The organism is Salinispora fenicalii (genome assembly GCF_000514815.1).
GTDB lineage: Bacteria > Actinomycetota > Actinomycetes > Mycobacteriales > Micromonosporaceae > Micromonospora > Micromonospora fenicalii.
In genome coordinates this window covers 113,469-136,963 of record NZ_AZWQ01000018.1, presented here as the reverse complement: position 1 = coordinate 136,963, position 23,495 = coordinate 113,469, and the positions used below count along the sequence as shown (strand labels likewise).

The window sequence follows — 23,495 nt, the reverse complement described above, 5'->3', positions numbered from 1 at the left end:
CCGTCTGCCGTCGCCCGCCCTCCTGGGGAGCGGGCCACCGCCCGGCCCGCCACGTCGAGACGGCCTTGACGCACGGTCGGACGCTGGCGGGTCGGGTGGTGGTCTGCTCGGCTCGCCCGGGTCGTCGGCTGGCGGGATGGCCCGCGCAACCACCCACGGACCGCAGCCCACCCACGAGGCCCCGGGCATCCCGGAGCCCGAGCACCCCCGCCGGAGGCACAGTAGCCGCCACCAGCTCGCCACCGTGACCCGCCGCGCGGACCCGGCGTGCCCTACCCATACGCCGCGTCGCTCCGGCGCGTCGCCGCCGGCTGCCGGCTGCCGGCGGCGACGAACCCCACCACTTCCCCACCCGGCCCGTCTACGGCGGCCCCGGGCTCCCCGCTCTCCGCGCCAGCCGCCGGGCATCAGGCGGGACGGCCGCAGAGCGACAGCGGCAGCGGCTGGCACGCGCCCAGGCGGCGGCGCGTGCGGCCCGTCAAGGGCCGCCTTGATGGATGTACAGAAAGTCCTCCCACCCGGGCTGGCAGCCATGCTGCCGTAGCCTTCCGGGGTGAACATTTACGAGGATCCGCCGGTGGTGTCACACGGTCTGGCGGATGAGGTGCTCACTGCTGCTCTTGAGGGCCGGGACCAAGCGCTTTCGCCGAATTCGGTGTTGGTGGGGCTGGCGCTCTACGACGACGACCGCCTCTTCGTCGAGCGATGGTGCTACCGGATCGCGCAGGGTTGCGCTGACCTTTGGCTCGTCGCCACGGCGTCGCTTTGCCTGGGTCATCTCGCCCGACGCTTCGGGTATTTGGAGCCCGCGTCAGTCGTGCTCGTCCGCGAGCTTGCCGAGCGGACGGACCTCGACGGTCGGGTCTTCTCCGCACTGGAAGACGTGACGTTCTTCCTTGAGGAGTTGCCCAACCGGAGGAAGGCGGAACAGGGCAACTAGGCCGAACGTCAAGCATGTCCTGGGACCGAACCGTCAAGCATGTGGTGGGACCAGACTGGCGGCAATCCGGTTCGAGCGCCTTCGACGTGGGGTCACGGCGGGTTGACGTATCGGTACCCGGTGCTACTCTGGCCCCTGTCGAGCACGTCAGCGCGGCCTTCCCGCCGGATCGCTGAACTCGACTCCGGAGTTGCCGAGCGGCCTTCCTGCCGCTGACGCGGGTCACGTCCCGCCGGCTCTCGATCGCACCGGCCGTTGCATCAGCCTGAAATCCGCTGAGCGGCCCAGCACGGCTTTCCCTGCCGTCCACGATGGCCCTCGGATTCGCGCACCTTGACGGGTGGGATCGCCTGCGGCAACCAGCCGGAAGCCGACGACCAGGCACCCACCCGTCCCGGCATCACCCACGATCCAAGAACCCAGCTCAACGGCGGTCCAAGGCCGATGGCCTGCACCCGCCCTCCGGCGTGAGCCGCCCTCTCTGGCGGTGCCAGGAGACACCACGAACACCACCGACGGACACCGCTCCGGCGTCCGGTGGCAGTTCGTCGCCCGTCCCCTGCCACCCCTTGAGGAGAAACCGTGTCCACCTTCACCGCCGGCCGTGACGCCCAGGCCCTGCGTCGCGCCGCCGCCCCGGACTACTTCGGCTGGCTGGAGCACACCCGCGCCGCCGGAGGCTGTACCCGCCCGATCCGTCTGACCGGCACCCTCACCGCCTTAGAACCCGGCACCGGCCGAGTCCTGGCCGAGCAGCACACCGACGAGCTGCCCGACCGGACGCTGTACAAGGCGTGCGGCAACCGGCGTGCCGCCCAGTGCCCCGACTGTGCCTGGGTCTACGCTGGTGACGCCTTCCAGGTCGTCCGCTGCGGTCTGACCGGCGGCAAGACCGTCCCCGCCACCGTCAGCGCGCATCCGGTCGTCTTCGCCACCTTCACCGCGCCGTCCTTCGGCCCGGTGCACCACCGGCACATCCCCCGGCACACCTGCGCCCACCGGCGGCGCTGCGACTGCCGTCCCGCACCCTGCCGCGCCCGGAGCACCGCCGGCACCTGCCCGCATGGGCGGCCCGCGGCCTGCTTCGCCCGCCACGACGCCGACGATCCGCAGCTCGGCCGGCCACTATGCCTGGACTGCTACGACCACGACCACCAGGTCGTCTGGAACCACTTCTCCGGCGAGCTGTGGCGACGCACGAAACAGGCCATCGAACGCCACCTCACCGCAGTGTGCCGCCGACGCGGCATCCCGCACGTCCAGGTCGTCACCGACTCCGGCCGAATCCGGCGGGTGCCTCCGGTGCGGGCGTCCCACGGCAAGGTCGCCGAGATGCAGCGTCGGGGCGCGGTGCACTTCCACGTCCTGCTGCGCCTCGACGGCGTCGACCCGGACGACCGGCAAGCCTTGGCGCAGCCACCGGCCGGCATCATCGTCGACGACCTCGACGCCGCCGTCCACGCTGCCACCCGACAGATCACCGTCACCACCCCGCCGCACCCCGACCGCCCGCAGGGCTGGCCGATCGCCTGGGGTGAGCAGATCGACGTGCGCCGCATCGGCGCCTGCGACGGCGACGTGACGGACGCCAAGGTGGCCGCTTACCTCGCCAAGTACGCCACGAAGTCCACCGAGGTCACCGGCCATTGCTCCACCCGACTCACCCCGGACACCGTCGATGCCTACGCCGACCCGGAAGGCGACCACCTCGCCCGGCTCATCGACGCCTGCTGGCGACTCGGCCGCCCCACCCGGCACCACGTCACCCGGACAGCCAGGAAGACAGAAGGCCGTCAAGGCGACCTTGACCCCACACTGAACGAGTACGCCGGGCTGCGCCGCTGGGCGCACATGCTCGGCTACGGCGGCCACTTCCTCACCAAGGCTCGCCGCTACTCGGTCACCTTCGGCCTGCTCCGCGACATCCGCGTCGCCTACCGCCGCACCGAGCACACCGACACCGCCGGCACGGTCACCGTCGGCACGCTGACCTTCGTCGGCTCCGGCTGGCTCACCGACGGCGACACCCTGCTCGCCAACACCGCCGCCTCCCAACGCCGGGAACGCCAACGTCTCGGCCGCGAGGAACTCGCCCACGAGGCGTGGTCGGGGGTGGCGGCATGACCCGACACCTCACCCCACGGTGGTACTCCCCGGTTGAGGTCGCCGTCCTGCTCGGCTTCGGCCTGTCCAAGGTCAAGATGAAGATCGCCACCGGCGAGCTGCGCTCCATCAAGGACGGCAAGTACCGCCGCGTCCTGCCCGAGTGGGTCGACGAGTACGTCCGCGAGCAGGTCCAGCGGCAGGAGGCCGCCTGATGCCCGCCCGCACCCGCGCCAACGGCGAAGGCTCGATCTTCCCCTACCGCAACGGCTTCGCCGCGTACGTCTGGGTCACCAAGCCCGACGGGAAGCGGACCCGCAAGTACGTCTACGGCCAGACCCGGGAGGCCGTCCACGACAAGTGGATCAAACTGCATCAGCAAGCCAAGGTCGGGCCGGTCGCCACCCGGGTGCCGACCCTCGGCGACTACCTGACCTACTGGCACCGGGAGGTCGTGCGGCCCAACCTCGCGCCGCTGACCTGCGCCACCTACGAGACGATCCTCAGGCTGTACGTGATCCCCGGCCTCGGTGGGAAGCGGCTCGACCGGCTCCAGGTGCGCGACGTGCAGATCTGGATCAACGAGGTGGCCCGCGCCTGCCAGTGCTGCGCCCAGGGCAAGGACGCCCGCCGCCCGGAACTCAAGAAGCGTTGCTGTGCGCTCGGCCGGTGCTGCGGTGACGTGCCGTCCGCCCGCACGGTCAAGGACGTCCGGGGTGTGCTGCGATCCGCGCTCAACCACGCGGCCACCGAGGAACTGGTTACCCGTAACGCCGCCACCCTGGTCAAGCTCCCACCGATCCGTCGCCGCAAGGGCCGGGCGTGGACCAGTGACGAGGCGCGTCGCTTCCTGGAGTCCGCGCGGGCCGACGGCGATCCGCTCTATGCCGCGTACGTGCTGATCCTGGTGCTCGGACTGCGCAAGGGTGAGGTGCTCGGCCTCACCGGGGACACCGTGGACCTGGCGGCGGGGGAGTTGTCGATCGGTTGGCAGTTGCAGCGGGTCGGCGGCCAACTGCTGCACCGGGAGACCAAGACGCAGACCTCGGACGCCACGCTCCCGCTGCCGGACATCTGCGCGGCGGCACTCGACCTCCGCCAGCAGGCGAGGCAGGCAGACCGCGACCAGGCGGGCATCGCCTGGCAGGGCTCGCCGCTGCTGTTCACCACCCGCTACGGGACCCCCATCGAGCCGCGCAACTTCAACCGTTCCTGGGACGCCCGCTGCGCCCGCGCCGGGGTCCGGAGGATCACCGTGCATGACGCCCGGCGTACCTGCGCGACCCTGCTCGTCGACCTGGACGTGCACCCGCGCGTCATCATGCAGGTGCTCCGGCACACGGAGGTGTCGGTGACGATGGAGATCTATTCGCAGGCATCGTCGGACGCCACCCGCGACGCGCTCAAGCGCCTGGGTGAGAGCCTGCGCTGACTGCTGCTGTACTTCGTTGCTGTACAGACACGTAAGAGGGCACATCCATCGATCAGATGTGCCCTCTTACCTCGGTCGGGGTGGCCGGATTCGAACCGACGACCTCTTCGTCCCGAACGAAGCGCGCTACCAAGCTGCGCCACACCCCGAGGCGTGCCGACAAATACTAGCCCACCCGTTCCGAGGGTCAAATTCGGTATCCCCGTGACGCCGCCGCCTCAGCGGGGGATCAGGGTCAGGATGCTCGCCTCAGGCGGGCAGGCGAAGCGGACCGGCGCCGTCGGATGGGTGCCGAGGCCAGCCGATACGTGTAGCCAGGCGTCCGAGCCGGGCCAGCGGTGCAGCCCCTTGGCCATCGAGCGGTGTAGCCCACAGTTCGTCACCAGGGCTCCGACCCCCGGTACGCAGACCTGACCACCATGGGTGTGTCCGGCGAGTAGCAGACTGAACCCGTCCGCGGCCATCTGGTCCAGCACGGCCGGTTCCGGGGAGTGGCTGAGGGCGATCGAGAGGTCGGCCGAGGGCGAGACCGGGCCGGCGACGGACGCGTAGTCGTCCCGCTCGATGTGTGGGTCGTCCACCCCGACCAACTCCACCGACCGACCGCCGGCCTTGAGCGTGGTACGGGCGTTGCTCAGGTCGGCCCAGCCGGCACCGGTGAAGATGTCCCGCAGTTCGTCGTAGGGCAGGGTCACGCCCTCGGTGTATTCGCGGTCGGGCAGGAAGTAGGTGAACGGGTTCTTCCAGACCGGGCCGGTGTAGTCGTTGGAGCCGAAGACGAAGGCACCCGGGTGGTCGAGGAGCGGCTGCAGCGCGCACAGGACCGCGGGGACCGCGTCGGGGTTGGCCATGTTGTCGCCGGTCACCACGACCAGGTCGGGGTCCAGCCCGGCCAGCGACGCCACCCACTCCTGCTTGCGTCGCTGGTTGGGCATCATGTGCAGGTCGGACAGGTGCAGGATGCGCAGTGGCTCCGCGCCGGCCGGCAACACCGGCACCTCGTACCGCCGCAGGGTGAACATGTTGCGCTCAATGAGCGATGCGTACGCCAGGGTGGCCGCACCCATGACGGCAGTGCCGGCGGCGAACCGGAATAGTGTGCGCTTTCCCATGGAAGACAGAGTAGTTTGACCGTCCATGGGCACATTGAAGGACCGCCTGACCACGGACATGCGGACCGCACTGAAGGCGCGTGACGACATGACCACCTCCACGCTGCGGCTGGCGCTGGCAGCCGTCGGTGTGGCCGAGGTCGCCGGTGAGGCCAAGCGTGAGCTCGGTGACGACGAGGTGCTTGCCGTGCTGGCCAAGGAGGCGAAAAAGCGCCGGGAGGCGGCTGCCGCCTTCGCCGAGGCGGGCCGCGACGAGCAGGCCGCGAAAGAGACCGCTGAGGGCGTGGTGCTGGAGCGCTACCTGCCGAGTCAACTCTCTGACGATGAACTGGCTGAGGCGGTCCGGACTGCCCTGACCACTGGTGGTTTCGCCGGCATGGGGCAGATGGGCCCGGCGATGAAGGCCGCCCAGGCCGCGGTGGCCGGCCGGGCTGCCGGGGGCCGCGTCGCCGCCGAGGTACGCCGACAGCTCGCCAGCTGATCTGGCTCCGGGTATGCGAAGGGCGGCCACCCGATTGGGTGACCGCCCCTTCGACGTCTCAGCGAGCCGCTAGTCGCCGGGGCGTTCCGTCGGTCGGCCATCGGTCGGCTCGGGCCGCGCGGTCGGCTCGGTGGGCTTGGGAGCCGGGCCGGAGCTGACCTTGATGGAGACGACGCTGCCCTTGGCGGTACGGCCGGTTGGGCTGGTCCCGGCAGCGGTGCCGGCCGGGCAGTTGGACTCGACCCGGCTCTGCGAGACGACCACCGCGAATCCGGCCCCGGTGATGCGGGACTTCGCCTTCTCCACGCTGACGCACTTGACGGACGGGATCGTCCGCTGGTCCCCCAGTCGGAGTTTCTTCTCCGGCGGGGTGAAGTCGACCCTGGGCTTGCCCTTCATGGCGTCACGCAGCGTCTCGTACACCGGCGGGTTGATGCCCGTGGACACGTTGTGACCCATTCGCTGGGTGGTCTGCGGCCAGTCCGGGTCGGCCATGATGCCGGCGACCGAGTACTGCTTGGTCATCGCGACCAGGGAAGAGGTCTTGTCCTTGTCGGTGGTGCCGGACTTGCCGGCGACCGGGGCGCCAACGATGCGCCGCACGTTGCCGGCGGTCGCGATGGTGCACTTCGTCGTGGACGAGCGGTCACCGACCGGGCAGCGGGCGGCGTCAACGGCGGCGCGGGCCACCTCGGTGCTGATCCGCTGCTCGCAGCGGGGGGTGGCGATGTCGAGCTTGTTACCGGCCGAGTCGCGGATCTCCTGCACCGGGATCGGCTCGCAGTAGAGCCCTTCGGCGCCGAGGGTGGCATAGGCGTTGGCCAGCTCCAGCGGCGTGGTCTGGGAAACGCCGAGGGTGAAGGCACCCCACTGGTGGGCGTCCTTCTCCAGATCGAGGTCCTCCTGGCTCCGGAAGGTGATGCCGAGCTTCTTGGCGGCCTCGACCACCTTCTCGGCGCCCACCTGCTGCTGGAGGGGGACGAAGTAGGTGTTCACCGATCTTCCGAACGCGCTCCACATGTTGTGCACGCCGGCCATGCTGGGGCTTGCGTTTCCCGGGCAGTAGAAGTGGCCGTCGCAGGCGACGGGGTTGCCCTTGTTGATGATGTACTCGGACCGGAACCGTTGCTCGGCGTTGATGGTGTGGCTGAGCGGGATGCCCTTCTCCAGCGCAGCCACCATGGTGAACATCTTGAAGGTCGAGCCGGCCTGGTAGCCGGTGATGCCGTCACCGCCGGTGAGGAGCGGGTTGACGGTGTTCGGATAGTTGCCGAGCGCCCCGGTTTCCCGCTTCGCCGGGTTGCTGTGTGGCTTGTTCTCCGGGTTGTCCGGATCGTCGAGCTGGTAGTTGCGGTTGGTGGAGAGGGCGCGGACCCGGCCGGTGCCGGGCTCGATCACGGCGAGCATCCGCGCGGCCTTACTGGTGGTGGGGAGGTTCTTCCGTACCGCCTTGTCGGCGGCCTTCTGGACCTGGGGCTCCATCGTGGTGATGATTTCGAAGCCGCCGCTCTTGAGTCGCCGCTCCCGGTCGTACGAGGTGGAGCCGAACGCCTCCTGCTCCATCCACCAGCGGTAGAAGTAGTCGCAGAAGAATCCCCACTCCTGCGTGTTGGTGTCGACGCAGCCGTTCGGCGCCCGCTTGCCGACGATCTTCGGCTCGCTGGCCTTCGCCTTCTCGGCCTCCTCCTGGGTGATGGCGTTGATCTTCACCATGTTGTTGAGGACGTAGTCGCGCCGGGCCACCGCGTTCGGGTAGCCGCTGGTGGTGGTCGGGTCCAACGTGCTGGGGGCCTTGACGAGGCCGGCGAGGAGCGCTGATTCGGCGATGGTGAGCTTGCTTGGGGGCTTGGCGAAGTAGACCTGGCTGGCGGCGTAAATGCCGTACGCGCCGTTGCCGAACGCGGCGATGTTGAGGTAGCGCAGCAGGATCTCGTCCTTGGAGAACTCCTTCTCCACCTGCAGGGCGAGGTTCATCTCGCGAAGTTTGCGGGCGTTGGTGTCCTCGGTGGCCGCGACCACGTCGGCCGGGTGCGTCGCCGAGTACGCGATGGCGAGTCGGACGTACTGCATGGTCAGCGTGGAGGCGCCCTGCTGCTGGGAGCCTTCCTGGCTGTTGTTGACGAAGGCTCGGACGATGCCGTTGAGGTCGACGCCGTTGTGCTGGTAGAAGTCGTGGTCCTCGGCGGCGAGGATCGCCTGCCGCATTGCCGGCGCGATGTCGTCAATCTTGGTGATGTCGCGGCGGTTCTCGTCGTACATGGTGGCCAGCGGTGTCTTGCCATCAGCAGCGAGTAGGCGGCTCATCTGCGGCCCGGCAGCGTCCACAAACAGCTCGGGGAGGGCATCGAAGGTCTCGGCGCCAGCCTTCGCCGCCAGTCCGGACAGCGCCGCCGCAGGGAAGGCCGCTGCGGCGACCACCACTCCGGCGAGTAGGCCACAGACGAGTAGCGATGCGGCGTTGGTCAGCACATTATGATCACGTTTCCGCATCCAGGTCACCTCGACAGAGTAGCGAACCGGCGACGAGCGGCGCGGGGCGGCTTTTCCCCATTTCCTGCGCACGCCGTCCTCGTTGTGCTAAACGCACGACCCCCGGTAGGCGGTTGCGGACCAGGCGTCGCTGAGTCTCCTCTTGGCGCGGGATGGGCGTCCAGCGTTTTCGTGGACCTCGGTGGGGTATGCGGGCGGCAGCAGGCCCGGTAAGCCGGGAGTGTCCGGAATAATGGATTTTGCCGACAACGTTGCGTAATCAGGCAACTACAGAGCATGATGGGAGCGGCGACAGCGCCACAGGTCGTTCGTGCCGCCTTGGGGGAGGTCGGCGGGGGCGATCGGGGGAAACAGCCGGCTGGTCCGCGATGGGGTCGGTAGTACTGCAAGGGGGGACGTGTACAGATGGGCATGATCACTGACTGGCCGTCGCTGGCGGCATGTCAGAACGGGGACCCGGACGCGTTGTTCGTACAGGGCGCCGAACAGAACGTGGCGAAGCGGATCTGCCGAAGCTGCCCAGTCCGGTACGAGTGCCTGGCGGACGCGCTGGACAACCGGATCGAGTTCGGCGTGTGGGGCGGCATGACCGAACGTGAGCGACGGGCGCTGCTGCGCCGCCACCCGCAGGTCGCCAGCTGGCGCAAGATGTTCGAGGCCGCGATGAAGAAGAACGCCAAGGAGAAGGCCGACCGGGACAAGGTCCTGGCCGCCGCGGCTGGCTGACGGATCACTCCTAGCCGCCGCGGCTGACTGATGGATCGCTCCTGGCCGCCGCGGCCGGCTTACGGATCACCCCTGGCTGGCCAGCGAACCGATCATCCGTAGCCCGTCGATGTCGTGGACGTCGGCGGGCTGCGCGGCTACCGAGGCCATCGGCACGGTCGGGAACGCCGCGGTGAACCGGGCTGCCACCCGTTGTTCCCGTATCGCCTGGTGGGCCAGCGTGGCATGGGCCCGGAGCGCGTCCACTATGCCCTCGTGGCCGCCCAGCCCGGCCAGCCGATCAGCGGCGGCCAAGCTCTCATCCGGGCCGAGCTTCGGTGCCGCCGAGCGATGCACCCGGTTGAGTATCAACCCGGCGAGCGGCATCCGGTCGGCCCGCAGCCGACTCGCGAAGTACTCAGCCTCCCGGACCGCGTCCGGCTCCGGCGCCGCGACCAGGAGGAACGCCGTCTCCTGGGCCTGCAGGATGCGGTAGGTCTGCTCCGCGCGTTGGCGGAAGCCGCCGAACATCGAGTCGAGGGCTGCGACAAAGCCGGACAGGTCACTCAACAGCTGGGCACCCAGTAACTTCTGGACAACCTTCGAGAACACGCCGAACCCGGCAGTGACGAAGCTGAACATGCTTCGCCCGCCCGAGCGGGCCGGGGCAAGCAGCAGCCGCAGCATCCGGCCGTCCAGGAAACGGGCGAGGCGAGCCGGCGCATCGAGGAAATCCAGCGCCGAGCGGGACGGCGGGGTGTCCACCACGATCAGGTCCCACTCGCCCCGGGCGTGCAGCTGCCCGAGCTTCTCCATCGCCATGTACTCCTGGGTGCCGGCGAAGGTGGAGCTCATGGCCGCATAGAACGGGTTCGCGAAGATCTCCGCGGCCCTCCCCGGGTCAGTGTGCTGGAGCACCACGTCGTCGAAGGTGCGCTTCATATCGAGCATCATGGCGTGCAGCTCACCGCCGCTGGCCTCGACGTCGATTCCCTTGACCTGGCGTGGAGTGTTGTCCAGCTCGGTCAGCCCCAGCGACTGGGCCAGCCGGTGCGCCGGGTCGATGGTGAGCACCACCGTGCGGCGGCCATGCTCCTCCGCGGCCCGGAGCGCGAGCGCGGCGGCGGTGGTCGTCTTGCCTACTCCACCCGCCCCGCAGCAGACCACGATCCGTACGCCGGGATCGGCGAGGATCTGGTCAACGTCCAGCGGCGGCGCCACGTTGTCGGAAGGCACCAATCGAGCGTATCGGGCCCGGTTCAACAACGCTGAAGAGCCGACGGGAGCAGTGCGTCAAGCCGCTTGGATGAGCGCCGCGGCCAGCCGATCCAGACCCGCCCGGTCCACCCCGTCGGGCAGCAGCGGCAGCTCGACCAGCGGCAGGCCCAACTCGGCCAGGTCGGTCCGGAGCGAATCCTCCAGGTCACGGCGGACCGCCTGGTCGCGTACCTCGGTCGCCAGGCCGCGGACGGTTGCTTCGTCGGCGGGTAGCCCGGCGGCGAGCAGCCCGGCGGTGAGCTCCGCCGCGGTGACCGCGGAACTGCCCGATGCCGGCGGTCGGGTGGCGTTGACGATGATCCGTCCGACCGGGAAGCCCAGCGCGGCGAAGTCGGCGATGGCGTCCGCGGTCTCCTGGACCGGCATCTCCTCGAGCAGCGTCACCACGTGCACGGCGGTCATCGGGGAGCGCAGCAGCGCGGCGACCCCCTCACTCTGGGTTTTGATCGGCCCCATCCGGGCCAATCGTGCGGTCTCGGCGGTGACGTTGAGGAACCGCGCGATCCGCCCGGTCGGCGGGGCGTCCAGCACCACCGCGTCATATACCCGCTGCTGGCCCAGCGTGCGGGTGGTGGCCTCCTTCACCTTGCCGGTCAGCAGCACATCGCGCAGCCCTGGGGCGATGGTGGTGGCGAAGTCGATGGCGCCCAGCTTGCGCAGGGCCCGCCCGGCCCCGCCGAGTTTGTAGAACATGTCCAGGTACTCGAGCAGGGCCTCCTCCGCGTCCACGGCGAGGGCCCGCACCTCGCCGCCGTCCGCGGCGTCGGTCAGGTGCTGCTCGGCGTAGGGGAACGGGTCGGCGCCGAAGAGCTGGGCGATGCCCTGCCGCCCCTCGACCTCGACCAGTAGGGTGCGTCGGCCCCCGGCGGCGAGGGCGAGGGCGAGGGCGGCGGCGACGCTGGTCTTGCCGGTGCCGCCCTTGCCGGTCACCACGTGGAGGCGGGCCGGCCACTCGTTGCCGGCCGGCGCGGCCGGTCGCTGTGCTGCTCCCACCCGTCGAGCCTAACCAGGCGTCACCCTTGCGCCACCTCGCAGACCCGCCAACCCATCGACTTGACCACGGTGAGGCGCAGGGGCAGGTCAGCGACCTTCTCGTCGGCGGTGGTCATGGTGACGGTGGTGGTGATGACGGCCCGGTCCTCGGTCTCGTCGTCAACCTTCAGGGGGCTCCACCGGAAGTACGGCTTTTTGTAGTCGGCGGCGTACTCCTCCACCTCGGCGACCTTCGCGGAGATCTTCACCTGGTCCTTGGCGGCCGAGCAGACCAGGCTCGACGCCTGGGCCGCGTCCCGGTCCCGGTAGACGGCGGTCAGGAACTCCTCCACGGCGGCTGTGGGCTCCTCGGCGCCCGTGCCGTCCTCGGCGGCGCGCACCGCCAGGAAGGCAGCGACCCCGCCGCCGAGGCATAGCACCAGGGTCGCCGCGAGGGCGATCGACGCGATCAGCAATCCGCGTCGGCGGCGGGGCGCCGGGCTCTGCTGGTTTGGAGGGTAAGGGGTGGCCGGAGCTGGGAGCGCCGACGGATCCGGTTGTGGCGCGGAGGGGATGGCCGCCTCGGCTGGGCCGTCGGGCTGACTGGTCGGATCACCGCTGACTGGCTGGGACATCGCTCCCCCGGGGATGGGACTGCGTCGGCTCGGCGAGGCGACGGGTGGCGGTAGGCCGCCGGTTACGACCGGAAGAGTAGCGGTTGGCCCGGCGGTTGGCATGACGTCGTTCTTCTGTCCGGAACCCGCCCTCCCCGACCGTTGTCCGCATTCCGCCAAGACAGGTGTCGCATATGTGACTTGGCAGCTGGATTGCCGCGCGCCCTGTTGGCGGCCATCGACCAGCGGCCTACGTTCCGATGGTGCCGGGATCGGGCCGTGGGCCGGGCCGAACGGCGTGGGCACGATCAGGTACAAACCGCCGGAGGCAGGGCATGCACGACGTGGAGAACACCCCCCGGACCCAACTCCCGGCCGCGAACCGGCTGCCCGCCTTGGGTGGTGCCCCGGACCAGTCCGCTCTGCCGCCCCGGGACGAGGAGGAGCCCGGTTACGTGGTGCATCTTCCGATCCGGGTCGCGGACTGCGCCGCCGCTGTCGCGCTGGCCGGCACGATCGCCACCTCGCTGAGCTTCCTCGGTGCGGTTGACGCCGGAGAGACCACCGTCTCCACGGCAGACGACCAGAACAACCGGCACCGGGTTTTCTGCGACCTGCCCCTGCTGGACCGATCCCGCTGTCCACGGCCCTACGAACACGTTGGCCCGTGCGGGGAGGCAGTGGCTGAGCAACGTCCCGCGCCCCAACCCGTCGTCGGACCGTAGGCTGTGCTCTGGAAAGAACCGCACTCCAGGAAAGAGAGCCTTCCAGCGATGCAGAAGTGGGAGTACGCCACGGTCCCGCTGCTGGTCCATGCGACCAAGCAGATCCTCGACAACTGGGGCGAGGACGGCTGGGAACTGGTGTCCGTGGTTCCCGGGCCGAACCCGGAGCAACTCGTCGCCTACCTGAAGCGGGCCAAGGCATGACCGGGCCGCACGCGAAACTCGCCGAGTTGGGGCACAAGTTGCCCGAGGTGGTGCCCCCCGTCGCCAGCTACCTGCCGGCGGTGCGGTCCGGGCAGCACGTTTACGTCTCCGGCCAGCTACCAATGGCCGAAGGCAAGTTGCTCGCCACGGGCAAGGTCGGCGCGGATGTCTCTGCTGATCAGGCCAAGGAACTGGCCCAGCGGTGCGCGCTGAACGCGCTCGCGGCGATCAACTCGTTGGTCGGGCTGGAGCAGATCGTCAAGGTCGTCAAGGTGACCGGCTTCGTGGCGAGCGCCCCGGGCTTCACCGGCCAGCCGGGCGTCATCAACGGCGCCTCCGACTTCTTCGGCGCTGTCTTCGGCGAGGCCGGTCGGCATGCGAGGAGCGCGGTCGGGGTGGCGGAACTCCCCCTGGACGCGCCCGTCGAGGTCGAGGTCATCGTCGAAGTTACGGCCTAGCACCTGTCGCGATCTTGCACTTCCCGCCGGTCAAAACCCCTGAACGGGTACGAAGCGGAGGTTGGAGGTGCAAGATCGCGGAGGCTGCTGCCGGTGGTCGTACGATCGCAGCCATGAGCGGGCACTTCACGGCGCCGGCGACAGCTCTCGCGGGCGCGCTGCCGGGGTGGGTCACGCTGCTGCGGGCACCGAACCCCGGGCCGATGACGTTGACTGGAACCAATACCTGGGTGCTTCGCGCCGCCCCCGGTGAACCCGCGGTGGTGATCGACCCCGGGCCGGCCGACGAGGTACACCTGGCCGCGATCGCCGCCCAGGGGCCGATCGCGCAGGTGCTGATCACCCACGGGCATCCCGACCACACCGAAGGCTCAGCGCGCCTACACGACCTGCTCGGCGGGGCACCCGTGCGCGCCGCGGACCCGGCACACACCATCGGCGGTACGCCGCTGACCGGGGACCTCGGTGGGCTCGACGGCAACCCGCTGGAACTCCGCCTACTGGGCACCCCCGGGCACACCGCCGACTCGGTCTGTTTCCTCGTGACGTACGGCGGCGAGCGGGTGGTTTTCACCGGTGACACCATCCTCGGTCAGGGCACCGCCGTGGTCGCCCACCCGGATGGCCACCTCGGGGACTACCTGGCCAGTCTGGAACTGCTCTCGACCTACGCCGGCATCCCCGCGCTGCCCGGGCACGGCCCGGCGCTGGCAGACTGCGGCGCCGCGGCGGAGTTCTACCTGGCCCACCGGCGGGCCCGACTCGACCAGGTCCGAGCCGCGCTCGACGCCGGCGCCCGTACCGCGGCCGAGGTAGTGGCGGTCGTCTACGCCGATGTCGATCGATCACTGTGGTGGGCCGCCCAATGGTCGGTCCGGGCGCAGTTGGCGTACCTGGGCCGGGAATCCGGTGCCACCGATTCGGAGTTGGAGCAGACGTGACCTGCCCGGTGTGTGGAACCGTCGCGGTGCCTGGTGCCCGGTTCTGCCACTACTGCGGCGCCGCGCTGCCGGCTGCGGCGACGCTCCCGGCCACCGAACGTCGGGTGGTCACCGTGCTCTTCGGTGACCTGTCCGACTTCACTTCCTGGTCGGAGGATCTTGACCCGGAGCGGGTCGGTGCCGTGACCGACCGGGTGCTCGCGGCGCTGGCCGGTGCGGTCAAGACCTTCGGCGGGCACGTCGACAAGCTGACCGGGGACGGCATCATGGCGGTCTTCGGTGCGCCGGTGGCGCACGAGGACGACGCCGAGCGTGCCGTTCGGGCGGCGCTGTCCATGCAGCGGGCGGTGCGTCGGGTCCTCGACGACGAACGTGGCGGCGGCGGGCCACTGGGCCTGCGGGTCGGGCTCAACACGGGGGACGTTATCGCCGGAATCCAAGCGGCCCTCGAATACACGGTCATCGGAGACACGGTCAACACCGCCGCCCGGCTCGCTGACGCGGCGGCGGTCGGCGCGGTCTACGCGGGGGACCGGACCGCCGCCGCCACCCGGCACGTCGCCTCCTGGCGGGCGCTGCGCCCGCTGCGTCTGAAGGGCAAGCGCGAGCCGGTCACGGCGTATGAACTGCTTGGCCTGCTGGACGCCACGGGTACCCGGTCCGGGCTCGGGGACGAGGCGCCCTTCGTCGGCCGAGAGACCGAGATCGGGCGGGTGGCGGGTCGGCTCGCCGAGGTGGTCGACCGTAGTGAGCCCCGGGTATTGCTGATGACCGCCGAGGCCGGCATCGGCAAGTCCCGCTTCGCCACCGAGGTGGAGCGTTTCGCCGCCGGCTACGACGTGGGCGCCGGCCGGTTCGCGGCGTACACCGGTGCGCGGGTGCTCTCCGTGCGCTGCGTCGCGTTCGGTGAACGGCGCCGGCTCGCTCCCCTGGCGGACCTGGTCCGTGCCGCGGTCGGCCTGCCCACCGACTCAGCCACTGCGCTCACCCGACCGGCGGTCGAGGAACGACTGCGTCGGCTCGGTCAGCGCCTCGGCCGTACCGGTGGCGACCCCGCGCCGGTCGCTACCGAGCAGTTGCTGGCCCTGCTTGGATATGCGGAACTGCCCAGTGGCCCCGCCGACCAGGGCGAGTGGCGCTCGGCGAGTCAATCCGCCGACGGCGACGCGGTGCCGACCGCCGTCGCCGACCTGCTCAGCGCCATCGCCGCGGAAGCGCCGCTGGTGGTCGTGGTCGACGATCTGCACGACGCGACCACCGAGAGCACCCACGCGCTCGGCGAGACCCTGTCCCGGCTCGCCGGCCCGGTGCTGGTGCTGCTGCTGGGCCGGCCGGAACTGGTCCGCACCGCGGGCGCCCTGACCCGGGTGGCCGACGCCGAGGTCCATGCGTTGCCCCCGCTGCGCGGCGCGGATGCCGCGCGGCTGCTCACCAGCTACCTCAGTGGGGGCCGGCTGCCGCAGGTCGATGCCGATCGCCTGCTCGCCACCGCGCAGGGGAACCCGTTCTACCTGGCTGAGCTGGTCACCCTGCTGATGGAGCGGGGTGCGCTGACCGCCGGTACCGACGATGACTGGCAGCTCGTGCCGGGCTCGCTCGACAGCCAGCTTCTCTCCCGTGACCTCGCGGCCGTGCTCGCCGCGCGAATCGACGCGTTGCCGCCGGACGCCCGTTCGGTGCTGCGGGACGCGGCGGTGGTCGGCGACACCGTACCGGCGGGGGCGCTGGAGGCGTTGCGGGAGCAGCGGAGCGGTCGGGACGGTCGGCCGGCGGCGGTGGCGGCCGTGGAGCTGGAGCGCGCGGTCGAGGAGTTGCTGCAACGCCGGATGTTGCACCGCGCGTGGTCTGGCCACACGTTCGCCACTCCGCTGATGCGCGAGGCGGCCTACGTCGGGGTCAGCAAGGCCGAACTGGCCGAACGACATGCGGCGCTCGCCCGCTGGGCGGCGGCCGATCCGCCGACCGGCACCCCTGCCTCCGGTGGGTTCACCGAAGCCGCCCGGGATGACTTTGTGGCCGGCCACGTGGAGCGGGCGACCGCACTCGCCGACGCGGTGGGTCTGCGGCCGGACGCGTCGGCGCGGTCCGTGATCCCGGTCGGGATCGCCGCGTTGGGTAACGCCGCCCGCCGGTCGATGTACGTCGGGGAGCCGCTGCTGGCGGTGGAGTACGCCGAACGCGCCAGCGAGCTGGCTCCCGACGGGGTCCCGGCGGCCGACCGGGTGGTACACGCGCGGGCGCTGCTCCAGGTCGGCAAGGCGGCCGATGCGCTCGCGAACGCGGAGAAGATCGCCGCCAACGCCGGGGACGAGGCGGCTACCCGGGCCAGTGCACTACTCCTGGCTGGGCAGGCGCACCAGGCGGTCGGCGACCCGGACCGGGCGGTGAGTTCGTGGCAGGAGGCGTTGCAGGTCGCCTCCGCCCACGAGTTGCCGACGCTGCGTGCGGCGGCGATGCGGCAGCTCGGGATGGCCGATTTCATCGCCGGCCGGCTGGGGCAGGCGAGCAGCCGACTGGCCGCGTCGTACCAGACCAGTCTCGCGGTGCAGGACCGCCGCGGGCAGGCGTGGTCGTTGCAGAACCTGGCCTGGGTCACCACCACCCGGGGCGACTTCGCCGGCACCGACGCCGTACTCGGCCGAGCCGCGCGGTTGTTCGCCGAGCTGAAGGATCCGTACGGGCGGGCCTGGCTGCGGGGCACCACCGCCTTCGCCCGGCTGCTCGCCGGCCGGCTGCACGAGGCGGGCCGCCTCGCCCGGGCGTTCCTGCCGTTCGGTGAGCGGGTCGGCGAACAGTGGGCGGTCGGCACCCTGCGGGCGGTGGAGGCGTTCGCCACCGCCGAGCTGGGTGATCTGGCCGAGGCCGACCGGGCGGCCCGGCGGGCGTATCGGGACTTCGACGCCGCCTCCGACGAGTGGGGGCGGGGCTTCGCGTTGGTGGTGCGTGGGGTCGTCGCGCGCGGCCTGGGCGAGCCGGAGCACGCCGCGGATCTGCTCACCGACGCGATGGAGTACGCCCGCCGTACCTCGCATCCATTGTTGACCGGCATGGCTGGCACGCTGCGGGGTTTCGTGGCGTTGGACTCGGGCGACCACGACCTTGCCGAGCGGGAGGCGCAGGCGGTGCTGACCGCCGTCGAGCCGTACAACCCGTGGGCGCCGGCGCAGGTGGCGCCGCGGGTGCTGCTGGCTACCGCCCGGCTGGCGGCCGGTGATCCCGCCGCCGCGGTCGGCCTGCTCGCCCCGGTGGCGACCGCCGCGCAGACCACCCCGGCATTGCTCTTCTCCCGTCGTCTGACGCTGGCCCAGTACGCCTCTGCCCTGCTCGCCCACGGGCAGGCCGAGCAGGCGCTGGACTGGGCGCAGCGGGCCCATACGGTCCCAGCGGAGGACGTGCGCAGCCAGGTGATCGCCGCCGTCGTGTTGGCGAAGGCGTTCGCGGCTACCGGCGGATCGGTGGCGGCGCGGGCCAGCGCCGAGGAGGCGGTACGCCTGGCGTACGCGACCGAGCAGCGGAGCGAGCGGCGGGACGCGGATGACCTTCTCGGCCGGTTGACGGCGGACGACTGATCCGGCCGTTGGCGGCGTCGCCGGTGGCAAGATTTTGGCAATTCCGGTGATGCGGGACAGGGTGGGTGGTCGATAGCGTGGGGGCCGCGCACGATCCCGGGATGTGGGCGTGCTGAACGGGAAGGGGTCTGATGAAGCTGCCGCGTTCCGCTGCCGGTTGGACAGTCGCGGTCTTTGGCCTGCTCGCATTGCTTGTGGGCGCGGTCGGGTTGATCTGGCCGGAGGTGCTGCTGCGGTTGCTTGGCTTCGAGGTGTTGGAGTCCCGCGCGTCGGGTGACTACACCGTTACGTTCCTGACAGCGTCCTCGATGGCATCGTTCAACATGGGGGTCTACTATCTGCTCGCCTCGGCGACCGAGTGGCGGGCCTTCTATCGGTTCACGGTTGGGTTTCGGCTCCTCACGTTCACCGTGTTCAGCGTCCTGGTGCTGGTGGACGTCGCTCCGGGCCGGTTCTTCGGGGTGGCTGCCTGGGAGGCGCTGGGCGCGTTGGCGACCGCTGCGGGTCTGTGGTGGGATCGACGCGGCTCGGGTGCCGCGGCGCCGGGCGGTGCCGTCTCGGCTGCGGCCGACCCAGTTGGTCCGGCGCCCACCGCTGACGCGGTTCGCTGAACAGTCCGCCTAGTTCGGTATTTTCGAGCTGTGACCGAGACCTCGCCTGGCGCGCTACCAACGCCCCTTGTGCCCGGGCTGACCGATTTGCGGGTTTTCGCCCGGGGTGGTTACGCGACGATCTACAAAGCCACCCAGATCTCGGTGGGGCGCGAGGTGGCGGTCAAGGTAGAGAACCGCACTCTGGACAGTGAGCGGGATCAGGCCCGGTTCCTCCGTGAGGCACGGGCGGCCGGTCGGATGTCGTCGCACCCGCACGTGGTTGACCTCTTCGATGTCGGGGTCACCGTGGACCAGCACCCGTACCTGATCATGGAGCTTTGCGACGGGTCGTTCGCTGAACGGATGCGTACCTCGCCGCTCGGCCCGGTGGAGGCCCGCGACCTCGGGGTCAAGATCGCCGACGCGATCGCCCATTCGCACGCGGCCGGGGTGCTGCACCGGGACGTCAAGCCGGCCAATGTTCTCTACTCCCACTTCAACCCGGCCGTGCTGGCCGACTTCGGGCTGGCGGTCGTCGCCGAGCTGCGGGATGCCTCAGTCGCCCTCGAGGTGCTTACCCCGGCCTACGCGCCACCGGAGATGTTCAACCACAGCCCGCCATCACCGGCAGTGGATGTCTACGCGCTCTGCGCCACCCTCTACGCGGTGATGCACGGTCGGCCGCCGCGCTGGCGGTCCGAGCGAAACCCCAGCCTGGTGACGGTGCTGGAGATGTTCCATCAGCCGGTCCCCGATCTACCCGGGGTGCCGGAGGAGTTGGTCGACATCCTGCGGGCCGGCATGTCGAACGACCCGGCGGCGCGACCGTCCGCCGCCGAGCTGCGGGATCTGCTGGCCGCGCTGCCGGTTGGCGGGACCGCTGCCAGCGCCCCCGCCGAGCCGGGCGCCGGCGGGCACCCCGGGATGGCCCCGAGCGGGCATTCCGGAGTGGCCGCGGACGGCCGGCCGACCCACCCGGCACCCCGAGCGCCGGTCGAGGACGCGCACCCCACCCTTCCCTCCGCGGCCCGGCGGCGGCGGCCCTGGTTCCTCGGTGGCGCGGGAGTGGCCGCCCTCCTCGTGGCCGGCATCGGGCTGGTCGGTGTTGGGCCGGATCGGGTTGGGCTGGATCGGGTTGGGCTGGATAGCGGTCTGGGCGCGTCGCAACCGACGTCGAGCGCGGGCCGGACCGCCGATCCCACCCTCCGGCCCGCCTGCGCCCAGGCAGCGGCGCTTCCCTCCGGGGCCCGGTGCGGAGACGAGCTGGAGTGCTTCGGTCCGATCTGGGGCAGCGGGTCGCGGACTCCCGCGGAGAAGGTGCCCTGCTCGGGTGAGCACACCTGGGAGAGCTACGCCGAGGGCGAGCTATCCGAGGCGGCACGCGGGGTCCGCTACGCCGATATCAGCGTTGACCCGACGGTTCGCCGGGTGTGCAACGAGACCACCTTCAAGCTCGCCGCCGGGCTCAACCACACCGAGGGGTGGAAGCTGGAGGTGCTGCCCCCCGGAGAGGCGGAGCGGACGTACCGCTGTGTGGCCGGGCGCGGGCTGGACGCGCTTGCCGCCCCGACCCTCGTGAGCTGAGCGCCGCCGTGCGGTCGGCGTGAACACCTCGAACCGACAGCACCCCGGCCTCGGCCACCGGGATCGCCGGGGACGAACGTGAAGGCCAGGTGAGCCATGGATCGGTCGGTCCTCTTCGACATCGACGGCACCCTCGTGGACTCGACCGAGGCGGTCACCACCAGCTGGCGTACGGTCGCCTCCCGCTATCGGGTCGACGCCGAGGCCATCCTGCGGGTCTGCCACGGCCGGCGGGACGAGGATGTGGTGCCGGAGTTCTTTCCGCCCGAGGCAGTCGCGTCGGTCCTGCGGGAGATGGCCGACCTCGAGCTCTCGTACGCCGATCTGGTGCGCCCGATCCCCGGCGCCACCGCCGCGCTGGCCACGATCACCGATGGCCGGTGGGCCGTCGTCACGTCCGGGTCCCGCCGCCTCATGACCGCCCGGATGCGCGGTGCTGGGCTGCGAATTCCACCGACCTTCGTGGCGGCGGAGGATGTCCGTCACGGCAAGCCCGACCCCGAGGGGTATCTGTTGGCCGCCCGGCAACTCGGTGTTGCCGCCTCGTCCTGCATCGTGGTGGAGGATTCCCCCGCCGGAGTCGCCGCCGGCAAAGCGGCCGGTGCCGTGGTCGTGGCGATCGCCACCACCCACGCCCCGGCGGAGCTGGCCCACGCCGATGTCGTCGTCGACGACCTGCGTGAGCTGGACCAGGTGATCACATCTTTGCCGGCCTGAGGCCGGCCCGGGGCCTCAGGCGCCCTGCGCTGTGCTCGCCCCCGGCGGGTCGTACGTGTGGTATTTGTCGCTCCGGCCGCGTGCTTGATCAGCAGGATAGCGAAGGGCATTGAGCTCGGTCTTCTCGTGCAGAGCCGCGGCGAGGTCGACCTGGAGCACGTCCGTCAGGCGGAGCAGGTAGGCGAACACGTCGGCCAGCTCGTGCCGTACCGCCTCGGCCTGGACCGGGTCAGTCATGACGGCGGCGGATTCTTCCGGGGAGAGCCACTGGAAGATCTCGAGCAGTTCCCCAACCTCGCCGGCCAGCGCCATGGACAGGTTCTTCGGGTCGTGAAACCGCTCCCAGTCGCGTTCCTGGGCGAAGTGCCGCAGCTGTTCTTGCAGCTCCCGCAGAGTCATCTGCCATGAGTACCACGTCAACCGGTGCGGGCTCCAACCCTGGTCTGCGCGGGCGGGCGCAGCCCAGTAGACCGGCACGACCCGCGAGCAGGGTCCATTGTCGGGCCTCCCGGGGGTAGTGCGATACTCGCCCACCAACAGGTATATGTATCGATCGTCGGTTCCCGGCCGCGCCGGTCAGCGGCACCTGGTCGCGGCGGGACTCCTGCCGTCGGGGGGAGCGTGGTCAGGAATGGTCGTCAAGGGTTCGTCGACACCGCTGGAGGCATATTGGCCCGCGGCGGAGTTGGTGCGGGACATGGACCGGTCGGTCCGAAAGATCGAAGAGTGCTACCGGGCGGCGCATCGCAGGGGAAAGGGGCCTTCGCAGAGCGAGGTCGAGTCGTGGCGGGAAAGCCTCTACGAAGTGGCGGCCACGCTGGTTGATCTCGACCTGGGGCAGGTCTGGATGTTCGTGGAGTACCGGGTGGGTGACATGGCTCCCATCGATGTGGTGCTCGCCGGAACGCATCCGTCCGGCGGCTTGAGCTACGCCGTGATCGAGCTGAAGCAGTGGAGCGCGGTCGAGCGGCCCAACGCCCCCGACCCCAAGTGCCCGTCGTGTGGACCCGGCAAAGTCGATCGGTACTGCAGGCGTTGCACCCTCAGGCGGGTCTACGCGCCTTTCTACGGCAAGCACAAGGCGCACCCAGCTGTCCAGGTGTGGGAGAACCTGTGCACACTTCAGCGATACCACAGCATGTTCGACGATCGATATGTCAACCTCGTCGGCGCCGCCTATCTACACAACCTCAAGGATCCGGGCTCCCAATGGATCAGTCAGGTCGCGCCGTGTCCCGGCATTAAAACCTTCACGGCTCGGCAGCCATCCGACCTGCGGAGCTTTCTGCGGGTGAACTTCAGCGCGGTGTCGGGGGAAAAGTCGGCCCAGGCGCTACTCGAACGCCGCCGCTCAAACTCTCTGCTCACCGACGAAGTCGGAGCCATCGTCAACGGGCACACCCGGTTCAGCCTGGTGGAGAACCAGCTGCGCGCTGTGACAGATGTGAAGGATGCGCTCCGGACCCGGGCTTCGTTCGGCGCGAAGAAGGTGTTCGTCGTGACTGGCCGGGCCGGCACCGGTAAGTCGCTCGTCGCGCTCACCCTCCTGGGTGCCGCCCATGGAGATGGCTATGCGGTGCGGTACGTGTCAGGCGGGGTCGCCTCACGGGAGACTTTCAAACGTGCGGCCACGGGCTTACGGGGCACCTTCACCACCTTGAACAACATCGCCGACCGGGTGCGGACCGATGAACTGGACCTGATCCTGTGCGACGAGGCACACCGGCTCACCGCGCGGCCGATGGCGGGTTCCTTTGTGATGCGCCCGGGCGAATCCACCGTTTCGGTGATCGTCACCCGAGCGAAGGTGCCGGTCTTCTTTGTCGACGGAGATCAGCGGCTCTTCGGCGAGGAGGTCTGGACCCCGGAGGCGCTGGTCAAAGAAATTCAGCACCTCGGCGTGGAGGTCGTACCGATCAGTCTGGACCGCCCGCTGCGCGCGGTCGGTAGCGCGACGTACGACACCTGGGTCCAGCGGTTGCTGTCGGATAGCCCGGTGCGGTGGAACCCTGATGTCGACGATGATCCGGAGCCTTTCGGGCTCTACTATGCCGACACGGCCGCAGCCATGGAAGAGTTCCTACAGGACAAGATCGATGCGGGCTTCAGCGCCCGGATGTGCGCCGGGATGTGTTGGGAGTGGACCGATGACTCCGGGACCGTTCCGGATGTCAAACCCGAGGCGGGCTGGGCGCGTCCGTGGAACGCCGGTGACAACCACCGGACACCAGGCGTGCCAAAACGGCGGTTCTGGGCCACCGAACCAGGCGGGTTTGGCCAGATCGGTTGCGTACACACCGTGCAGGGGCTGGAATACGACTGGGGCGGGGTGATCTTCGGCCCCGACCTGACCTGGAGCGGCAGCCAGTGGCTGTTGCACCGCAAGCACGTGCGCAGCAAAGCCGATCGGATCCAGGACGACGCGGAACTCCTACGGGCGATCCGAAACGCCTACGGTGTCCTCCTGACGCGCTCCATCCGTGGGACCGTGCTCTACTCGGTTGACCCGGCGACCCGACAGCTCTTCGCTGACCTGGGAATTCCGAAGATCTGATCTTCGGCTCGGTACCCCACGCG

Annotated in this window: 21 protein-coding genes and 1 tRNA gene; 15 read left to right on the top strand and 7 right to left on the bottom strand. The window is 70.1% G+C overall.

Annotated features, from left to right (window positions below):
• The first annotated feature begins 553 nt into the window (after window positions 1–553).
• The 4 genes from B116_RS0108670 (at window position 554) to B116_RS0108655 (ending at window position 4,475) form a co-directional block, all read left to right on the top strand.
• Window positions 554–940 (top strand): hypothetical protein, encoded by a 387-nt coding sequence (locus tag B116_RS0108670; RefSeq protein WP_027659820.1) that lies wholly within the window; start codon window positions 554–556, stop codon window positions 938–940.
• 582 nt (window positions 941–1,522) lie between these two features.
• Window positions 1,523–3,064 carry a replication initiator gene (locus B116_RS0108665; protein WP_027659819.1) on the top strand — a complete coding sequence of 514 codons (1,542 nt, stop codon included), beginning with the start codon at window positions 1,523–1,525 and terminating at the stop codon, window positions 3,062–3,064.
• Window positions 3,061–3,258 carry an excisionase family DNA-binding protein gene (locus B116_RS0108660; RefSeq protein WP_027659818.1) on the top strand — a complete coding sequence of 66 codons (198 nt, stop codon included), beginning with the start codon at window positions 3,061–3,063 and terminating at the stop codon, window positions 3,256–3,258. The genes B116_RS0108665 and B116_RS0108660 overlap by 4 nt, the downstream gene beginning before the upstream one ends.
• A complete protein-coding gene (locus tag B116_RS0108655; protein WP_027659817.1) occupies window positions 3,258–4,475 on the top strand; it encodes a tyrosine-type recombinase/integrase in 1,218 nt (405 codons plus the stop codon). The genes B116_RS0108660 and B116_RS0108655 overlap by 1 nt, the downstream gene beginning before the upstream one ends.
• A 75-nt stretch (window positions 4,476–4,550) precedes the next feature.
• Here B116_RS0108655 and B116_RS0108650 read toward each other — a convergent pair.
• Window positions 4,551–4,624, bottom strand: a tRNA-Pro gene (locus tag B116_RS0108650).
• A 69-nt stretch (window positions 4,625–4,693) separates the two neighbouring features.
• Window positions 4,694–5,587, bottom strand: coding sequence for a metallophosphoesterase (locus B116_RS0108645; protein ID WP_027659816.1), 894 nt, complete (start codon window positions 5,585–5,587; stop codon window positions 4,694–4,696).
• 25 nt (window positions 5,588–5,612) lie between these two features.
• On the opposite strand from B116_RS0108645, the gene B116_RS0108640 reads away from it, so the two are divergent.
• The gene (locus tag B116_RS0108640) at window positions 5,613–6,068 is read left to right on the top strand and encodes a GatB/YqeY domain-containing protein (RefSeq protein ID WP_027659815.1); all 456 of its coding nucleotides are present in this window, start codon (window positions 5,613–5,615) and stop codon (window positions 6,066–6,068) included.
• A 69-nt stretch (window positions 6,069–6,137) separates the two neighbouring features.
• Here B116_RS0108640 and B116_RS0108635 read toward each other — a convergent pair whose 3' ends face one another.
• Entirely contained in the window at window positions 6,138–8,558 is a 2,421-nt protein-coding gene (locus B116_RS0108635) for a penicillin-binding protein (RefSeq protein ID WP_027659814.1), read from the bottom strand.
• A 405-nt stretch (window positions 8,559–8,963) separates the two neighbouring features.
• Here B116_RS0108635 and B116_RS0108630 point away from each other — a divergent pair, with 405 nt between their 5' ends.
• Window positions 8,964–9,284 (top strand): WhiB family transcriptional regulator, encoded by a 321-nt coding sequence (locus tag B116_RS0108630; RefSeq protein WP_018745148.1) that lies wholly within the window; start codon window positions 8,964–8,966, stop codon window positions 9,282–9,284.
• Window positions 9,285–9,350: 66 nt separating this feature from the next.
• Here B116_RS0108630 and B116_RS0108625 read toward each other — a convergent pair whose 3' ends face one another.
• The 3 genes from B116_RS0108625 to B116_RS0108615 are packed head-to-tail and all read right to left on the bottom strand — an operon-like array spanning window position 9,351 to window position 12,148.
• A complete protein-coding gene (locus B116_RS0108625; protein ID WP_026321486.1) occupies window positions 9,351–10,502 on the bottom strand; it encodes an ArsA family ATPase in 1,152 nt (383 codons plus the stop codon).
• 54 nt (window positions 10,503–10,556) lie between these two features.
• Window positions 10,557–11,534: an ArsA-related P-loop ATPase gene (locus B116_RS0108620; RefSeq protein WP_027659813.1), complete on the bottom strand. Its 978-nt coding sequence runs from the start codon at window positions 11,532–11,534 to the stop codon at window positions 10,557–10,559.
• A gap of 20 nt (window positions 11,535–11,554) precedes the next feature.
• A complete protein-coding gene (locus tag B116_RS0108615; protein ID WP_027659812.1) occupies window positions 11,555–12,148 on the bottom strand; it encodes an Rv0361 family membrane protein in 594 nt (197 codons plus the stop codon).
• Window positions 12,149–12,462: 314 nt separating this feature from the next.
• On the opposite strand from B116_RS0108615, the gene B116_RS0108610 reads away from it, so the two are divergent.
• The 8 genes from B116_RS0108610 (at window position 12,463) to B116_RS0108575 (ending at window position 20,918) form a co-directional block, all read left to right on the top strand.
• Window positions 12,463–12,852, top strand: coding sequence for a hypothetical protein (locus B116_RS0108610; protein ID WP_018721049.1), 390 nt, complete (start codon window positions 12,463–12,465; stop codon window positions 12,850–12,852).
• Window positions 12,853–12,900: 48 nt separating this feature from the next.
• Complete coding sequence (locus B116_RS27370) at window positions 12,901–13,056, top strand: DUF4177 domain-containing protein (protein WP_012184767.1); 156 nt, start codon at window positions 12,901–12,903, stop codon at window positions 13,054–13,056.
• Window positions 13,053–13,514 (top strand): RidA family protein, encoded by a 462-nt coding sequence (locus B116_RS0108600; RefSeq protein ID WP_027659811.1) that lies wholly within the window; start codon window positions 13,053–13,055, stop codon window positions 13,512–13,514. The genes B116_RS27370 and B116_RS0108600 overlap by 4 nt, the downstream gene beginning before the upstream one ends.
• Before the next feature lie 113 nt (window positions 13,515–13,627).
• Window positions 13,628–14,455 (top strand): MBL fold metallo-hydrolase, encoded by an 828-nt coding sequence (locus B116_RS0108595; protein WP_018721047.1) that lies wholly within the window; start codon window positions 13,628–13,630, stop codon window positions 14,453–14,455.
• The gene (locus tag B116_RS0108590; protein ID WP_027659810.1) at window positions 14,452–18,024 is read left to right on the top strand and encodes an adenylate/guanylate cyclase domain-containing protein; all 3,573 of its coding nucleotides are present in this window, start codon (window positions 14,452–14,454) and stop codon (window positions 18,022–18,024) included. The genes B116_RS0108595 and B116_RS0108590 overlap by 4 nt, the downstream gene beginning before the upstream one ends.
• 131 nt (window positions 18,025–18,155) lie before the next feature.
• The gene (locus B116_RS0108585) at window positions 18,156–18,635 is read left to right on the top strand and encodes a hypothetical protein (protein WP_027659809.1); all 480 of its coding nucleotides are present in this window, start codon (window positions 18,156–18,158) and stop codon (window positions 18,633–18,635) included.
• A gap of 69 nt (window positions 18,636–18,704) precedes the next feature.
• The gene (locus tag B116_RS0108580; protein ID WP_033667438.1) at window positions 18,705–20,201 is read left to right on the top strand and encodes a serine/threonine protein kinase; all 1,497 of its coding nucleotides are present in this window, start codon (window positions 18,705–18,707) and stop codon (window positions 20,199–20,201) included.
• Window positions 20,202–20,297: 96 nt separating this feature from the next.
• On the top strand, window positions 20,298–20,918 hold the full coding sequence (locus tag B116_RS0108575) for an HAD-IA family hydrolase (RefSeq protein ID WP_027659807.1): 621 nt from the start codon (window positions 20,298–20,300) through the stop codon (window positions 20,916–20,918).
• Window positions 20,919–20,933: 15 nt separating this feature from the next.
• On the opposite strand, the gene B116_RS0108570 is transcribed toward B116_RS0108575, so the two are convergent.
• Window positions 20,934–21,317, bottom strand: coding sequence for a nucleotide pyrophosphohydrolase (locus tag B116_RS0108570; RefSeq protein WP_018721042.1), 384 nt, complete (start codon window positions 21,315–21,317; stop codon window positions 20,934–20,936).
• Between the two features lie 145 nt (window positions 21,318–21,462).
• Between B116_RS0108570 and B116_RS0108565 the strand changes: the two genes are divergently transcribed.
• Window positions 21,463–23,472, top strand: coding sequence for a DNA/RNA helicase domain-containing protein (locus B116_RS0108565; RefSeq protein ID WP_223874534.1), 2,010 nt, complete (start codon window positions 21,463–21,465; stop codon window positions 23,470–23,472).
• The last annotated feature ends 23 nt before the right edge of the window (window positions 23,473–23,495 follow it).